The organism is Streptomyces marispadix, from assembly GCF_022524345.1.
GTDB classification, from domain to species: domain Bacteria; phylum Actinomycetota; class Actinomycetes; order Streptomycetales; family Streptomycetaceae; genus Streptomyces; species Streptomyces marispadix.
In genome coordinates this window covers 6,082,795-6,098,974 of record NZ_JAKWJU010000002.1, presented here as the reverse complement: position 1 = coordinate 6,098,974, position 16,180 = coordinate 6,082,795, and the positions used below count along the sequence as shown (strand labels likewise).

Sequence of the window (16,180 nt, the reverse complement as noted above, 5' to 3'; positions counted from 1 at the left end):
CCCCGAGCCGGGGGCGCACACGACAGCGGCGGCTGATCCGGTACTCGGGGGTCCGGATCAGCCGCCGCCTTCGTTTCGCGTGCGCGGCAGGTGCACGCAGGGCGCTACTTGCCCGTGAACTTCTCGTACTCCTTGAGCACTTCGTCAGTCGGGCCGTCGTGCACCAGCTCGCCCTTCTCCAGCCACAGCGTCCGCTCGCAGGTGTCGCGGATCGACTTGTTGTTGTGGCTCACGAGGAAGACAGTGCCGGCCTCCTCGCGCAGTTCGCGCACCCGCTGCTCGGAGCGCCGCTGGAACTTCTTGTCGCCCGTCGCCAGCGCCTCGTCGATCATCAGCACGTCGTGGTCCTTCGCGGCGGCGATGGAGAAGCGCAGCCGTGCCGCCATGCCGGAGGAGTAGGTGCGCATCGGGAGCGTGATGAAGTCGCCCTTCTCGTTGATGCCGGAGAAGTCGACGATGCCCTGGTAGCGCTCGGCGATCTGGTCGCGCGACATTCCCATCGCGAGCCCGCCGAGCACGACGTTCCGCTCGCCAGTGAGGTCGTTCATCAGCGCCGCGTTGACGCCCAGCAGCGACGGCTGGCCGTTGGTGTAGACGCATCCGCTCTCGGCGGGCAGCAGACCCGCGATGGCGCGCAGCAGCGTCGACTTGCCGGAGCCGTTGGAGCCGATGAGTCCGATGGCCTGGCCGCGGTAGGCGGTGAAGCTGACGCCCCTGACCGCGTGCACCTCGCGGACGCTGCCGCCGCCCGGCTTGCGGCGGATGATGCGGTTCAGCGCCGCGGTCGCGCTGCCCTTGCCCTTCGCGCCGCCGTAGACGCGGTAGACGATGTGCAGGTCCTCGGCGATGACGGTGGGGATCCACGGCTCCTGCCGGGCAGGGCTCGCCTGCTCCTGGACCGTCTTCGTCTCCTCCTGGGTGTCCTCAGCCACGGCCATAACGCTCCTCCGACTTCCAGAAGAAAACAAATCCGCCGATGCCCGCGAGCAGGCCCCAGCCGAGCGCCAGCGACCAGACGTGCGGCGGCAGGGAGGAGGCCGGATAGCCGTCGATGAACGCGAACCGGATCAGATCCATGTACACCGCGGCCGGGTTGGCCTGGAGCAGGTCGACCACCCACGTCGGGGCGTCGATCTTCGAGAGCTGGTACGGCAGGAAGAACATCACGCCCGACGCGTACAGCCAGGTCCGCGTGATGAACGGCATGAGCTGCGCCAGGTCGGGGGTCTTGCTGCCGAGCCTCGCCATGATCAGCGCCAGGCCGGTGTTGAAGAGGAACTGGCAGACGAGCGCCGGCGCGATCAACAGCCAGGACCAGGCGGGGAAATGACCGAATCCGACCAGGATCAGCACGAGCACGATCATCGAGTACAGCAGTTGCTGCAACTGCTGGAGCGAGATGGAGATCGGCAGCGACGCCCGCGGGAAGTGCAGCGCGCGGACCAGCCCGAGATTGCCGGAGATCGCACGGACGCCGTTGAGCACGGAGGTCTGGGTGAAGGTGAAGACGAACACGCCCGTCACCAGGAAGGGCACGTAGTTGCCCTGGCCGCCGGGGATGCCGTTACGGCCGCCCATGATCACGCCGAAGATGAAGAAGTAGACGGCGGCGTTCAGCAGCGGCGTCACCACCTGCCAGAGCTGGCCCAGCTTCGCCTGGCTGTACTGCGCGGTGAGCTTCGCCCGCGAGAAGGCGAGGATGAAGTGGCGCCGGGCCCACAACTGCCTTACGTACTCCGGCAGCGAGGGGCGCGCCCCGCTCACCGACAAGCCGTACTTGGCCGCGAGCTCGGCCGGGGACAAACGGTCATCCGGTGTGGGCGGGGGCTTCACGCCCACCGCACCGCCGTGCGTTGTCTCGGTCACGTTGGAAACTTTCGTCCTCACACGCGAAGCGGAACAGGGGGAAATGGTGGTGCTGGAGACGAGCTTGTCAGATCACCGGCGGGCGACCTAGTCGGGTCAGGCGCCACACCGTACGCCACCGCATGGGCCTGCGGGCGCCGCACGGTTTGGCCCACCCCTCCCTGAATCCGCCGAGCCACGCGCGAAGCGCCGGGCGCGAGGGGCGGCGGGCGAGGGTGAGGAGCAGCCAGACGCCGAGGTAGACGGGGATCAGGGGGGCGGGCAGGTTGCGGCGGGCGAGCCAGACCCGGTTACGGGCGACCATGCGGTGGTAGACCGCGTGACGGCTGGGGGCGGTGGTGGGGTGGTGCAGCACCATGTCGGCGCGGTAGTCGATCGACCAGCCCGCGTCCAGGGCCCGCCAGGCCAGGTCCGTCTCCTCATGTGCGTAGAAGAACTCGTCCGGGAGTCCGCCGACTTCGGCGATGACCTTCGTACGTACGGCGTTTGCGCCACCGAGGAAGGTGGTGACCCGGGAGGAGCGCATCGGATCGGCGGCGCGCAGCCTCGGCACATGGCGGCGCTGGGTCTCGCCCGTGTCGGGGTCGGCGATGCGGAAGCTGATGATTCCCAGGGTGGGGTCGGCGGCGAATGCCTCGCGTACGAGTTCGGCGGTGTCCGTCTCCGGGAGCAGGCCGTCGTCGTCGAGGAAGAGCAGGGCGTCGACGTCCGCGCCGGAGGGGCCGAACGCCTCGATGCCCACGTTGCGGCCTCCGGGGATGCCGAGATTTTCCGGAAGCTCGACCGTCCGTACACCTTCCGGCAACTCGGGCAGCGGCGCGCCGTTACCGACCACGACGGTCTCGATCCGGTCGCCGTCCTGCTTGGCGACGGAGTCGAGCAGCGCACGCAGTTCCTCGGGGCGGTTGCCCATCGTCAGCACGACGGCGCCCAGCCTCGGCGTCTGCGCGGAACGCCCGGGGCTCTGCTGGGGGCTCTGCTGCGGCATGAGGGCTCCCTCCGTCACTTGAGCCTGCTGGAGGCGAGGATGGACACCAGATGCAGCAGCGTCTGGACGACGGCGATGCCCGCGAGCACGGCCACTCCGAGCCTGGTGAAGAAGAGGTCGCCTCTGATCTGGTCCAGGACCGCCAGGAGGACGATCAGCAGTGACGCCTCGATCCCGAGTATGAGCCGGTGGAACCTCAGCGCCGCCGCGGCCTTGCGCAACAGCGCCACACCTGACGAACGCGGCTCGCTCGCGGCCTCCTTCACGGGCGGCAGCCCGTTCTGGTGGCGTGCCACGCCCACCAGGTCGGTCTCCGCCTTGATCAGTACGGCGCCGAGCGCGGCGAGGGTGCCCAGGAAGGCCCACAGCCAGTCGATCCGGCCGCCGCCCCACAGGTCGGCGGCGCGCAGGCCGAGGCCCAGCAGGACGGCGGCGTCGCACAGATAGGCACCGACTCGGTCCAGATACACGCCGCCGAGGGAGTACTGCTTCTTCCAGCGCGCCAGTTCGCCGTCCACGCAGTCCAGGAGCAGATAGAGCTGGACCATCACCGCGCCGAGTACAGCCCCGCCGATCCCCGGCACCAGCAGTGCCGGGGCGGCGAGGAAACCGGCGACAGTCATCAGGTACGTGAGCTGATTGGGCGTGACCCGCGTGTTCACCAGGTGCCGGTCGATGCGCAGGGACACCTCGCGCATGTAGAGCCGCCCCGCCCAGTGCTCACCGCTGCGCCGGTCCTTCACTCCCTCGGGATGTACGACCGGGCGGAGTTCAGCTACTGATGGCTTGTGCATAGTCGCGGTATGCGTCCCTGATCTGGTCGGCGGACAGGTCGAGGTGTTCGAGAATGGTGTACCGCCCGGGCCGGGTGTCCGGGGCGTATTCGACCACTTTCACGAACTCGTCCTCGTCGAAGCCGATTTCGTGAGGCAATACGGGAAGGCCGTGGCGCCGCAGCACCTCGACCATCAGCATCGACATCTCCCGGTCGCCCCGCAGGAACGTGGCGAACGCCGCCCCCAGACCGCACTGTTCGCCGTGGCTGGCGGCGCGCTTGGGGTAGAGCAGGTCGAAGGCGTGGTTGATCTCGTGGCAGGCCCCCGAGGCGGGGCGGCTGTCACCGGCGACCGACATGGAGATGCCGGTCAGCACCAGTCCCTCGGCGAGCACTTGGAGGAAGGCGTCGTCGCCGACCCCGCCGGGGTGCCGCAGCACGGCCTCCCCGGCCTGGCGGGCCATGGCGGCGGCGAGGCCGTCGATGTCCTCGCCGCGCACGGTGTGGGCCAGCTCCCAGTCCCGTACGGCGGAGATGTTGGAGATGGCGTCGCCGATCCCGGAGCGTACGAACCGGGCCGGCGCCTCCCTGATGACGTCGAGGTCGATGACGACGGCGATCGGATTGGGCACGCCGTAGGAGCCGCGGCCCGCGTCGTTGTCGAGCGTGGCGACCGGCGAACACAGGCCGTCATGGCTGAGGTTGGTGGCCACGGCGACCAGCGGCAGGCCGATGCGCGCCGCGGCGAACTTCGCACAGTCGATGATCTTGCCGCCGCCCAGGCCCACGACCGCGTCGTAGCGCCCGGACTTCATGGAGTCGGCGAGCTTGATGGCGTCGTCGATGGTGCCGCCGCCGACCTCGTACCAGTCCGCGCTGGGGAGGGCGGGGGCGAAGCGCTCACGCAGAGCCGCGCCCGAGCCACCGCTGATGGCGAAGGCGAGCTTGCCGTTGGAGGAGATCCGCTGATCGGCCAGCAGGCCCGCCAGGTCGTCCAGGGCGCCGCGGCTGATGTCGACGACGACGGGCGACGGGATGAGGCGGGTCAGTACCGGCATGCGATCTCCCTGCCCTTTGCGAGGTCGTCGTGGTTGTCGATCTCGACCCACTGAACGTCGCCGATGGGGGCCACGTCGATCTTGAAGCCGCGGTTGACCAGCTCCTGGTAGCCGTCCTCGTAGTAGAGCTGCGGGTCGCGCTCGAAGGTGGTCTTCAGGGCGTCGGCCAGCTCCTCGGCCGCCTCGGGCTCGATGAGGGTGAGGCCGATGTACTCGCCGCTGGCGGTGGAGGGGTCCATCAGCTTGGTGATCTGCTGGACGCCCTTCTCCGGGTCGGTGACGACCTTCATCTCCTCCTCGTCGAGGTGCTTGACCGTGTCGAGGGCGAGGATGATCTTCTGGCCGTCGCCGCGGGCGTCGAGGAGGGTCTTCTCGACGGAGACGGGGTGGACGGTGTCGCCGTTGGCGAGGAGGGCGCCCTGCTTGATGACGTCGCGGGCGCAGTAGAGGGAGTAGGCGTTGTTCCACTCCTCGGCCTTGTCGTTGTCGACGAGGGTGAGCTTGACGCCGTGCTTCTTCTCCAGGGCCTCCTTGCGCTCGTACACGGCCTCCTTGCGGTAGCCGACGACGACGGCGACGTCGGTGAGCCCGACGGCGGCGAAGTTGGCGAGGGCGATGTCGAGGACGGTCTGGGACTCCTCGTCGCCCTCGGGGCCCACCGGCACGAGCGCCTTGGGGAGGGTGTCGGTGTAGGGACGCAGACGCCGTCCGGCGCCGGCGGCCAGCACGAGGCCGATCATGCGGGTTCTCCTGTTTCGTCGTGTACGGCGGGTGCTTTGGAGGACACCCAGAAGCGGATGCTCTCGACGAGCACCACTGCCGCGATGGCCACAGCGAGCGTGGTCAGCGCGATGGTGAAACCTTGGCCCAGTTCCTGGCCCAAAACCTGTCCCTGCCCCGCCCGGTCCGTGCCGTGGCCGTCGGCCCACAGGGCCGCTGCGACGGCTACGACCAGGGCTCGTCCTTCGTGACCCCCGGTCGCACGGACAAGCCAGTGCGGAGGCGCGCCGGTGCCGCCGCGAATGCGGTACACCGTGTCGTAGTGATGGTAGGCGACCGCCGCCACCAGGCCGAAAGCGGCGGGCAGCGCGCCGTTCACCCCTGATTGGTCCGCGCGTACCGCGAGGACGAGCACGAGCACGTATTCGGCGGTACGGAACAGGGGCGGCGCGAGCCAGTCCAGTGCGCCCCGCAGCGGTACGCAGACGGCGAGGCCCGAGGTCAGGGCGTAGAGGAGGGCGGCCAGAGGGGTCCAGACGCTGCCCTGCGGCGTCCACAGGGCGCAGGCGAGAAGCACGGCGGTGCCCACAAGCGCCACGGCGGGGGACCCGAATCCGGGCAGGCGCACCCGGGCGCGGCGGGCGAACGAGGCGAAGGCCTCGGCCGGCGGTCCGCCGTCGGCGAGTTCGGCGAGCGCGAGGGCGGCGCGGTCGGTGCGGTTCGCCCTTCGTGTGAGGGAGCGCAGCACGCGGCCCGCGGTGGTGTAGCAGGCGGCGAGGGCGCATCCGATCAGCAGCACCACGAAGGTGATGCGGGGTGTGGTGGCGGCGGTCAACACCGCGATGAGCGCCCAGCGTTCACCGATGGGCAGGATGATCATGCGGCGCAGCCAGACCGTCCAGCCGACGCTGTCGAGGCGGCTGGAGAGCGCCGCGGTGGGGCTGGTGTTGGCGGTGACGTCGTGGTTGGCCTCGTTGAAGGAGAAGTCGACGACGTGCCGGACGGTCTGAAGGACCATCGCGCCGAGCGCCAGCGCCCATACGTCGTCGCCGCCGCGTGAGGCGCCGAGGGCGAGCCCTGCGTAGTAGGCGTACTCCTTGGCGCGGTCGAAGGTGGCGTCGAGCCAGGCGCCGAGGGTGGAGTACTGGAGGTCGTAGCGGGCGAGCTGTCCGTCGGTCGCGTCCAGCACGAAGGAGGCGATCAGCAGTACGCCGGCGACGACGAACCCCGGACGGGTGCCCGTGGCCGCGCAGGCGGCGGCGATCAGCGCGGTGACCAGGGACGCGGTGGTGACCTGGTTGGGAGTCAGGCCACGGCGGGCGCACCAGCGGGCGATGTAGCGGGAGTAGGGGCTGACGCAGAACGTGGTGAAGAAGCCGTCGCGGGCCTTGACCGCGTTGCGCAGGCGCACGGCCTCGTCGTCGACGGCGCCGACTGCCTCACGTGCGGCGGCGCGTGCCTCCTCGCCGGTGGGGACGGACGCGACGAGCGGGCCCAACTCCGGGCGGTGCACTGCGACTTCGTCCGCTTCGAGGGCGGCGGCGACGGCGTCGGGCAGGGTGCGCGGCGGTGCGGTGACCTGGCCCTCGTCACCGGAGGAACGGCCCGCGTCCACCGCCGCTCCCGCGGTTTCGGCGGCCGTACGGGCGTGGTCCGCGGCGCCCGTCTCGTGCAGGGCGCGGGTGAGCGCGCCGCGCGCCTGCGGCTGCACCGACAGCGCGCCCTCGACGGCGCCTGCCGCGAAGCGCGGGTCGGTCAGCGCGAGCCGCAGGGCGTGTACGTGACCGGTGAAGTGCGGGTCGACGAGGGCGATCCGCTCACCGGCAGGGGCGGCGGCCACTTCCGCGGACACCTGGCCCGGTTCGGCGGCGACGCGTACGTCGAACCCCAGCGACCGCAGGTCGCTCTCCAGCGGCGACCCCGCGACCGGCGGACCGGTGAGGATTGCGGTCGACAGTCGAACTCACTCCTTGGACGCTGGCACAGCGCGACTTCCGGCCGGGGCGGCGGCCGGGCAGCGGGCAGGGCGCGCATGGCCCGTCCGTCGGCGGGCGGCGCGTCGGCAGAGGCTATCGGATCGAACAGCCGGGCCTTCATCGCGCGTTCACCGGACGGGCGTTGCACTGCCGCCGCACAGCATGGTCGATCTTGGACGGAGCGCCAAATGCGGGCCGGCGGCGCCGCTTCCGGCATCGGTTCCCGCCATGGCACCGCCGGGACCTGGGACGAGGGCCGGTGCGCATGTGCCCGCGCTTACACGTTCGGGTGACGGCGCCGGAGGCCCGTAGCGCTACGGCCGCGAAGGCGTGGGGCAGGCGGCTTCCGTGCCCGGAGGGGCCCGCAGGGGCGGCGGATAGGCTTCCGGGCATGACGTGGTTGATCACAGGCGGGGCGGGATACATCGGGGCGCACGTCGCGCGGACGATGGCGGAGGCCGGTGAGCGGGTGGTCGTTCTGGACGACCTCTCGGCGGGGGTGCCCGAGCGCCTGGACGGATTGGCGGGGCCCGCCGGGCAGCCGGTGCTGGTGCACGGCTCGGTCCTGGACCGCGCGCTGCTGGACCGTACGTTCGCCGAGCACGGGGTGACGGGCGTGGTGCATCTCGCCGCCCGCAAGCAGGTCGGTGAGTCCGTCGAGCAGCCGCTGCGCTACTACCGGGAGAACGTGCACGGGCTGACGGTGCTGCTGGAGGCCGTCGTGGCCGCGGGCGTGCGCCGCTTCGTCTTCTCCTCCTCCGCGGCGGTCTACGGCACTCCCGACGTCGACCTCGTCACCGAGGGGACCCCGTGTGTGCCGATGAATCCCTACGGTGAGACGAAGCTCACCGGAGAGTGGCTGGTGCGTGCCGTCGGCGGTGCCGAGGGCGTGGCGACGGCCTGCCTGCGGTACTTCAACGTCGCGGGGGCGGCCGAGCCGCGGCTGGCGGACACCGGGGTCTTCAACATCGTGCCGATGTTCTTCGACGCGCTCACCCGCGGCGAGGCGCCGTTGATCTTCGGTGACGACTATCCGACGCAGGACGGCACCTGCGTGCGGGACTACATCCACGTACAGGACCTGGCCGAGGCGCATCTGGCCGCGGCCCGCAGACTGGCCGCGTCCGTGGGCGGCTCCGACGGCGGCGCCCCGTCGGGCACCGGCGGGGGCGACCTGACCGTGAACATCGGTACGGGCAGGGGCCTTTCCGTACGGGAGATGGCGGATCTCGTCGCCGAGATCACGGGCAGGCGCGAGCCCGCCGCGAAGGTCGCGCCCCGTCGGCCCGGCGACCCGGCACGCGTGGTCGCCTCGGCGGAGCTGGCGGAGAAGGAGCTGGGCTGGACGGCGCGGCACAGCGTGCGGGACATGATCTCCTCCGCCTGGGAGGGCTGGTGTCTGCGGCATCCGGAAGCGCGCTGACCCGGCGCTCGCGGGATGCGTCCGCGCCGGGCTCGCACACCGATGCACCGATGGGGAGACCGGCCGGACTTCGGCCCCGATGCGCACCCGGATACGGACCCTGACAAGGACGGGTCCGCTCCGGCATCACGGCCCCGGGAGGGCGCCGCGCGCCTTCGGCTGGCAGGCGGCCGGACCGGCCGCCTGCTCCCGGCCATGATCGTAAGACCGCGGCGGTCGCCCTCGAAATCGCAGGTCACGGCACATGACAACGGTGTTCAGCGTCGCGTTGCACCTGCCCGTCCGGCGTAGTTGACTTGCCACCGACAGGCGCGTGACGCACAGGACCGACGAGCGGAGGCTCGCAGCGATGGGCGCTGGGCACGCTCACGGAGGGCCCGCTCCGGCAGCGGGCGGCACGGCCGCCGCCGCGTACCGCAAGCGGCTGCGGGTCGCGCTGTTCATCACGCTCTCCGTGCTGGTCACCCAGATCATCGGCGGACTGCTGGCCGATTCGCTCGCACTGCTCGCCGACGCGGGCCATGTGGCGACGGACGCCCTCGGCCTCGGCATGGCCCTTCTGGCCATCCACTTCGCCAACCGGCCGTCGAGCGAGCGGCGCACCTACGGCTTCGCCCGCGCGGAGATCCTCGCCGCGCTCGCCAACTGCCTTCTGCTGCTGGGAGTCGGCGGCTACGTCCTCTTCGAGTCCGTCGAGCGCTTCATCCGACCGGCACCGACCGACGGCCCCCTCATGGCGCTCTTCGGCGCCATCGGCCTCGTGGCGAACGTCATTTCGCTCTCGCTGCTCCTGCGCGGGCGGCGCGAGAGCCTCAACGTACGCGGCGCCTTCCTGGAGGTGCTGGCGGATGCGCTGGGGTCGCTGGCCGTGCTCGTCTCCGCGGCGATCATCGCCACGACCGGCTGGCAGGCCGCCGACCCGGCGGCGTCGCTCGTCATCGGCGCGATGATCGTCCCGCGTACGCTGCGGCTCGCCCGCGAGGCGATCGACGTACTGCTGGAGGCCGCGCCGCGGGATGTGGACATGGCCGAGGTGCGCGAGCACATCCTCTCCGTCGAGGGCGTGGTCGATCTGCACGATCTGCATGTGTGGACGATCACTTCGGGCATGCCGGTGCTCTCGGCGCATGTGGTGGTCACGCAGCCGACGCTGGACTCCGTGGCACACGAGCGGGTGCTGCACGATCTTCAGCTCTGCCTCGGCGATCACTTCGACGTGGAGCACTGCACGTTCCAGCTCGAGCCGCGCGGACATGCGGCCCACGAAGCCAAGTTGTGCCACTGATCTGCGGCAGACTGGGACACATCGCCGGACGGCGGGCGCCCCAAACGCCTTACGCCGGAGGGCACATGGACACCGGACGCCCGACAGAGGGAGCAACATGGCGAACAGCTCGGCGGCACCGATCATGCTCGAACTGGTCGATGAGGACGGGACGACGATCGGCACCGCGGAGAAGCTTTCCGCTCATGTGGCACCGGGCAGGCTGCACCGGGCGTTCTCGGTCTTCCTCTTCGACGACGAGGGCCGGCTGCTGCTCCAGCGTCGCGCGCTGGGCAAGTACCACTCCCCCGGTGTGTGGTCCAACACCTGCTGCGGGCACCCCTTTCCGGGGGAAGCGCCCTTCGTCGCCGCCGCGCGGCGCGTAAGCGAGGAGCTGGGCGTCGCGCCCTTCTCGATGCGTGAAGCGGGCACGGTCCGCTACAACCACCCCGACCCCGACTCGGGTCTGGTGGAGCAGGAGTTCAATCACCTCTTCGCGGGCCTCGTACGCGGTGAACCGCGCCCCGACCCTGAGGAGATCGCGGAGACGGCCTTCGTCACCGCGGACGAGCTGAAGCGGCGGCATGCCGAAGGGGCGTTCTCCGCCTGGTTCATGACGGTTCTCGACGCCGCGCGGCCCGCGATCGGCGAGGTCACGGGAGGGGCGTCGGGCTGGTGACCGCGGGGCGCAGCGCCCCGTCCGCGCTGGGCAGCGGCAGTTCGGCCCAGATCACCTTCCCTCCCGCACCGGTCTGTTCGACGTCGCAGCGCCCGCCCGACTCGGCCGTGATCACCTTGACGAGCAGAAGGCCCCGGCCGCCGATGTGCTCCTCGTCGGGAGCGGCGTCCAGGGCCTTGGGCCGGTAGGGATGGCTGTCCTCCACGGCGACGCGCAGCCGTCCGTATCGCAGCGACACCTCCACTCCGATCTCCGGTGACAGCAGCGCCGCGTGCTTCACGGCGTTGGTGGCCAGTTCGGAGAGGATCAGCAGCAGATTCTGGAGGATCTCGTCCGGCACGGCGCCCTGGCGCCGGACGAGATCGTCCACGGCTCTGCGGAGCCGTGGCACCGAGGAGTCGAGCGCCGGGGCCGTGAAGCGCCAAGTCCCCTCGCGCACGCGGGATTCGGTCCGCTCCTGCGCCGACAGCGCTACCGTGGACCATCCCCCTGGCCCGGGTGGATGACTCCCGCGGCTCTCCATCTCCCGCACCCCGATCTCCTCCGAGTGTTCTTGCATCGCAGTGTTCTTGCAGATGTACGTGCATCGAGTGTTGGGTTACCGGAAGTCAGGTCCGGCCGACTGACCGCAAGTCGGCACTTATCGATGGCATTTGACAGAAGACTTACGCAGGGGACGGCCCTGTGACAGAGCTTGCATCCATGCTGCGGCAGGCATAGGCCATGGCCCGGTTACGATCCGTACATGGAGCGAGCAGAACCCGCGCAGCCGGAGCACCCGGAGGAGACACAGCAGGCGGCGGACGCCCGACAGGCCGAGCAGGCACGGCAGTCCGCACGGTCACGGGCCGTCCTGCTGACCCGGCACGAGGACGGCGTCACCACCCTCGTCCTGCACAACCCGGCGAAACGCAACGCCATGACGGAGGCCATGTGGCGCGAACTGCCGGGGCTGCTGGCCGGGTTGGCGGACGACGCGTCCGTACGTGTCCTCGTCGTCACCGGCGCGGAGAACACCTTCTGCGCGGGCGCCGACATCGCCACGCTGCGTGACTCCGTGGAGTCCTCTCAGGCCCTCGCGGTGGCCGCCGAGGAGGCCTTGAGCGCCTTCCCCAAGCCGACGCTGGCAGCGGTACGGGGCCACTGCGTGGGAGGCGGCGCCCAGCTCGCGGCGGCGTGCGATCTGCGGTTCGCGTCTCGGGACGCGCTGTTCGGGGTGACGCCCGCCAAGCTCGGCATCGTCTATCCGGCGTCCTCGACGCGCCGGCTGGTACGGCTCGTCGGCCCGTCGACCGCCAAGTTCCTGCTTTTCTCGGGGGAGTTGATCGACGCCGAACGCGCGCTGCGAAGCGGACTGGTGGACGAGGTGCACCCCGAGGAGGACCTGGACGCGAGGGTGTCGGACTTCGCACGCACGCTGGTCGCACGCTCGCAGCTCACGCAGGCGGCGGCGAAGGAGTTCACCGGTGCCGAGGCCCCCGGCGCGTCACGCACCGAGCACTGGCGGCGGGTGGCCGCGGAGAGCGGCGAGGCGGCGGAGGGCGCGGCCGCATTCCTGGAGCGGCGCGCGCCGTGCTTCCGCTGGACGCCGTGAACGGGCCGGGCGGTGCGACGGGCAGCGGGGACGGGATCGCGACGGGGAGCGCCCGGGACAGCCGGATTACCTATCGGTAACGTGTGGTCATGACGTCTCTCCCGGAAGGCGCCGCCCGCCGGTGCCACAACATGGTCAACCCCCTCCACTCGGCCGTCTACTTCTCCCCCGCGCTGGGCAAGGAACTCGCCCCGTACGGCATCGAGGACCGCAGCGCCGTCTACTTCGCCGGACGTGCCGCGCCGCTGGGCGCCGCCAGCGCCGGCACCGTGACGGCGACCTTCTACAACTTCAGCCACGCCCTCGTCGCGCGCTCCGTGCCCGCCGTATGGGAGTCGGCCTCGCCCGCGACGGTGCTCGCCGCGCGGGTGCGGGCGGTCGACACGATGCTGCGCGAACTGCTCGGCGACGAGGCCGTCTCCTCCCCGGAGATGGCCGAGGCGGCGGGGCTCGCGCTGAAGGCGGCCGAGGCGTGCACCCGGGCGGGGCGCCCGCTGTACGCGGCCAACGCCGATCTGCCCGTGCCGGACGACCCGCACCTCGCGTACTGGCATGCGGCCACGCTGCTGCGCGAGCACCGCGGCGACGCGCACATAGCGGTGCTCCAGTCGGCCGGTCTCGACCCGCTGGAGGCGCTCGTCAGCCACACCGCCAGCGGACGCGGCATGGCGCCCAAGTGGGTTCTGTCGACCCGAGGTTACAACCAGCAGGACTGGACGGCGGCCCAGGAGCGGTTGCGTGAGCGGGGCGTGCTGGACGCCGACGGCGAACTCACCGCCGAAGGCACCGCCCTGCGCAAGGAGTTGGAGGAGAATACCGACCGTCTCGACCGCGGCCCCTACGAGTACCTGGGTGCGGAGGGAGTGGAGCGGCTGACCGAACTGGCCGGTGGTTTCTCCGCTGCGGCCGCGAACGCGGGCGCCTTCCCCGGGGATCTGTTCGGCAAGGGCTGAGCGCAGGTCCGGGCGGTACGGACGTGTCCGCGGCGGGTGTTGCCGTTTAGGCGTACCGGCGGCGGTCACCCGGTCGTCATGTTCCGAGCAATCGCAGACGGCCTCCGGATGATCGGGGGCGCCGTCGCCACCGTAGTGACCCTGCCGTTCCGCCTGCTGGCGCGTCTCTTCGGCGGCGCCTCACGGGCGGGCCGCAGGGTCTGAACTCCCCCGCGCCGCCCCGTGTGAGGACGGGGAGACGCGACCGCGGACCGGTTCGCGCGCCGAACGGCTACGGCGCGCGAGCCGGTCCGTACCTCCGCTCGAAGGTGCCACCTGCCACAATGCAGGCTCACCGGGGACACCCAGCACCAAGAAGGCGGACCAACCATCGTGACGACGACCATCGAAGGCAGGATCGCCGAGGAACTCGGCGTACTCGAGCGCCAGGTCAAGGCCGCCGTCGAGCTGCTCGACGGCGGTTCGACCGTGCCGTTCATCGCTCGCTACCGCAAGGAAGCGACCGAGATGCTCGACGACGCGCAGCTTCGTTCCCTGGAGGAACGGCTGCGCTATCTGCGGGAGTTGGAGGAGCGGCGCGAGGCTGTCCTCGAATCCGTACGGTCGCAGGGCAAGCTCGACCCGAAGCTGGAACAGCAGATCCGGACGGCCGAGACGAAGGCACGTCTTGAGGACATCTATCTGCCGTTCAAGCCGAAGCGGCGCACCAAGGCGCAGATCGCCCGCGAGGCCGGGCTCGAACCGCTCGCCGACGGGCTGCTGGGCGATCCGAACGTCGAACCGGAGGCCGCGGCGGCCGCGTTCGTCGACGCCGACAAGGGCGTGGCGGACGCCGCGGCGGCGCTGGAGGGCGCCCGCGCGATCCTCGCGGAGCGCTTCAGCGAGGACGCCGACCTCATCGGTGAGCTGCGTGAGCGCATGTGGCTTCGGGGGCGTCTCGTCGCCAAGGTGCGGGAGGGCAAGGAGGAGCAGGGCGCGAAGTTCAAGGACTACTTCGACTACTCCGAGTCCTTCACCGAGCTGCCCTCCCACCGGGTGCTGGCCATGCTGCGCGGCGAGAAGGAGGAGGTCCTCGACCTGGCCCTGGAGCCGGAGGAGCCCGGCGAGCAGGAGGCAGCGGGCCCGACCGCCTACGAGCGCACCGTGGCGCACCACTTCGGTGTACGTGACGAGGGCCGCCCCGCGGACCGCTGGCTGGCGGAGACGGTGCGCTGGGCGTGGCGTACCCGCATCCTGGTGCGGCTCGGTCTGGATCTGCGGCAGCGGCTGCGTACTGCCGCCGAGGACGAGGCGGTCGGGGTCTTCGCGTCCAACCTGCGCGATCTGCTGCTGGCCGCGCCTGCGGGGACCCGGCCCACGCTCGGCCTCGACCCCGGCCTGCGTACGGGCGTGAAGGTCGCCGTCGTGGACGCGACGGGCAAGGTGGCCGCCACCGACACCGTGTATCCGCACGCGCCGCAGAAGCAGTGGGAGGAGTCGCTTGCGAAGCTGGCCGCGCTGGCGCGTGAGCACTCCGTGGAGCTGATCGCCATCGGCAACGGCACCGCCTCTCGCGAGACGGACAAGCTCGCCGGTGAACTGATCGCGCGGCAGCCGGAGTTGAAGCTCACGAAGGTGACGGTCTCGGAGGCGGGCGCGTCGGTCTACTCGGCGTCGTCCTTCGCTTCCCAGGAACTGCCCGAGCTGGACGTCTCGTTGCGCGGCGCCGTCTCCATCGCACGGCGGCTCCAGGACCCGCTCGCCGAACTGGTCAAGATCGACCCGAAGTCGATCGGCGTCGGCCAGTACCAGCACGATCTGTCCGAGGTGAAGCTGTCGCGCTCGCTGGACGCCGTGGTGGAGGACTGCGTCAACGGCGTCGGCGTCGACGTCAACACGGCCTCGGCTCCGCTGCTTTCACGCGTCTCCGGCATCGGCTCGGTGCTCGCCGAGAACATCGTGGCGCACCGCGACGGGCACGGCCCGTTCAAGAGCCGCCGCGAGCTGAAGGACGTGGCACGGCTCGGGCCCAAGGCGTACGAGCAGTGCGCGGGCTTTCTGCGCATCCGCGACGGCGAGGACCCCCTGGACGCCTCCAGCGTGCACCCGGAGTCCTATCCGGTCGTCCGCACGATGGTGCGCGCCGCGGGCACCGACGTGCCCACGCTGATCGGGAACACGGCGGTGCTGCGCTCCCTGAACGCCGAGCAGTTCGTGGACGACACGTTCGGGCTGCCGACCGTCACGGACATCCTGCGGGAGCTTGAGAAGCCCGGACGGGACCCGCGTCCCGCGTTCAGGACGGCCGAGTTCAAGGAAGGCGTCGAGAAGCTCACCGATCTCGAACCGGGGATGGTCCTGGAGGGCGTCGTCACCAACGTCGCGGCTTTCGGCGCCTTCGTGGACGTGGGTGTGCACCAGGACGGGCTCGTGCACGTGTCGGCGATGTCGAGGACGTTCGTGAAGGACCCGAGGGACGTCGCCAAGCCCGGGGACATCGTGAAGGTGAAGGTCCGCGAGGTCGACGCCGCGCGGAAGCGGATCTCGCTGACGATGCGGCTGGACGACGACGTCTCAGGCTCAGGGGGCGACGGCGGATCGGGCTCGGGCGGCGGTGGCGGCGAAGGCCGCAGGCGCTCCGGCGGCCCGGACCGTGCGCCACGGCAGCGGCAGAACGGCGGACGACGGGACGGCCGCAAGCAGGGCGGCGGCAACGGCGGCAGGCAGCAGCGCCGCGACTCCGCTCCCGCCAACAGCGAGATGGCGGACGCGCTGCGCCGCGCGGGGCTGCTGGGCGGCGACGGCAAGAAGCGCTGAGGGACCGGCCGTCCGGTCAGGGCGGCGACGTGCCGCGCACATGAACGGGCACACGGCGGGCGGACGGCTCCGGCGGGAGCGGTCCGCC

General features: G+C 70.9%; 15 protein-coding genes. 7 read left to right on the top strand and 8 right to left on the bottom strand.

What is annotated here, in order from left to right; genetic code table 11:
* Positions 1-104: 104 nt before the first annotated feature.
* From MMA15_RS25345 to MMA15_RS25315, 7 genes are all read right to left on the bottom strand, one after another.
* Positions 105-938: an ABC transporter ATP-binding protein gene (locus MMA15_RS25345; RefSeq protein WP_241062482.1), complete on the bottom strand. Its 834-nt coding sequence runs from the start codon at positions 936-938 to the stop codon at positions 105-107.
* Positions 925-1,866: an ABC transporter permease gene (locus MMA15_RS25340; protein WP_241062481.1), complete on the bottom strand. Its 942-nt coding sequence runs from the start codon at positions 1,864-1,866 to the stop codon at positions 925-927. The genes MMA15_RS25345 and MMA15_RS25340 overlap by 14 nt, the downstream gene beginning before the upstream one ends.
* Positions 1,867-1,933: 67 nt before the next feature.
* A complete protein-coding gene (locus MMA15_RS25335; RefSeq protein ID WP_241062480.1) occupies positions 1,934-2,854 on the bottom strand; it encodes a glycosyltransferase family 2 protein in 921 nt (306 codons plus the stop codon).
* 14 nt (positions 2,855-2,868) lie between these two features.
* Positions 2,869-3,648, bottom strand: coding sequence for a CDP-alcohol phosphatidyltransferase family protein (locus tag MMA15_RS25330; RefSeq protein WP_241062479.1), 780 nt, complete (start codon positions 3,646-3,648; stop codon positions 2,869-2,871).
* Positions 3,626-4,687, bottom strand: a complete 1,062-nt coding sequence (locus MMA15_RS25325) for an iron-containing alcohol dehydrogenase family protein (protein ID WP_241062478.1) — start codon at positions 4,685-4,687, stop codon at positions 3,626-3,628. Before MMA15_RS25325 ends, MMA15_RS25330 begins: the two co-directional genes overlap by 23 nt.
* Positions 4,675-5,427 (bottom strand): phosphocholine cytidylyltransferase family protein, encoded by a 753-nt coding sequence (locus MMA15_RS25320; protein ID WP_241062477.1) that lies wholly within the window; start codon positions 5,425-5,427, stop codon positions 4,675-4,677. The genes MMA15_RS25325 and MMA15_RS25320 overlap by 13 nt, the downstream gene beginning before the upstream one ends.
* On the bottom strand, positions 5,424-7,364 hold the full coding sequence (locus MMA15_RS25315) for a DUF5941 domain-containing protein (protein WP_241063484.1): 1,941 nt from the start codon (positions 7,362-7,364) through the stop codon (positions 5,424-5,426). The genes MMA15_RS25320 and MMA15_RS25315 overlap by 4 nt, the downstream gene beginning before the upstream one ends.
* A gap of 410 nt (positions 7,365-7,774) precedes the next feature.
* Between MMA15_RS25315 and galE the strand changes: the two genes are divergently transcribed.
* The 3 genes from galE (at position 7,775) to idi (ending at position 10,749) form a co-directional block, all read left to right on the top strand.
* Entirely contained in the window at positions 7,775-8,806 is a 1,032-nt protein-coding gene (gene galE / locus MMA15_RS25310; protein WP_241062476.1) for a UDP-glucose 4-epimerase GalE, read from the top strand.
* 349 nt (positions 8,807-9,155) lie between these two features.
* Positions 9,156-10,091: a cation diffusion facilitator family transporter gene (locus tag MMA15_RS25305; RefSeq protein WP_241063483.1), complete on the top strand. Its 936-nt coding sequence runs from the start codon at positions 9,156-9,158 to the stop codon at positions 10,089-10,091.
* A 97-nt stretch (positions 10,092-10,188) separates the two neighbouring features.
* Positions 10,189-10,749 (top strand): isopentenyl-diphosphate Delta-isomerase, encoded by a 561-nt coding sequence (gene idi, locus MMA15_RS25300; protein ID WP_241062475.1) that lies wholly within the window; start codon positions 10,189-10,191, stop codon positions 10,747-10,749.
* Here idi and MMA15_RS25295 read toward each other — a convergent pair.
* Positions 10,724-11,272 (bottom strand): ATP-binding protein, encoded by a 549-nt coding sequence (locus MMA15_RS25295; RefSeq protein WP_308290629.1) that lies wholly within the window; start codon positions 11,270-11,272, stop codon positions 10,724-10,726. The genes idi and MMA15_RS25295 overlap by 26 nt on opposite strands.
* Positions 11,273-11,494: 222 nt before the next feature.
* On the opposite strand from MMA15_RS25295, the gene MMA15_RS25290 reads away from it, so the two are divergent.
* The 4 genes from MMA15_RS25290 (at position 11,495) to MMA15_RS25280 (ending at position 16,092) form a co-directional block, all read left to right on the top strand.
* A complete protein-coding gene (locus tag MMA15_RS25290) occupies positions 11,495-12,343 on the top strand; it encodes an enoyl-CoA hydratase/isomerase family protein (protein ID WP_241062473.1) in 849 nt (282 codons plus the stop codon).
* A gap of 89 nt (positions 12,344-12,432) precedes the next feature.
* The gene (locus MMA15_RS25285) at positions 12,433-13,296 is read left to right on the top strand and encodes an SCO6745 family protein (RefSeq protein WP_241062472.1); all 864 of its coding nucleotides are present in this window, start codon (positions 12,433-12,435) and stop codon (positions 13,294-13,296) included.
* A 78-nt stretch (positions 13,297-13,374) separates the two neighbouring features.
* A complete protein-coding gene (locus tag MMA15_RS28075; RefSeq protein ID WP_277400556.1) occupies positions 13,375-13,500 on the top strand; it encodes an LPFR motif small protein in 126 nt (41 codons plus the stop codon).
* A gap of 168 nt (positions 13,501-13,668) precedes the next feature.
* Positions 13,669-16,092 carry a Tex family protein gene (locus MMA15_RS25280; protein WP_241062471.1) on the top strand — a complete coding sequence of 808 codons (2,424 nt, stop codon included), beginning with the start codon at positions 13,669-13,671 and terminating at the stop codon, positions 16,090-16,092.
* The last annotated feature ends 88 nt before the right edge of the window (positions 16,093-16,180 follow it).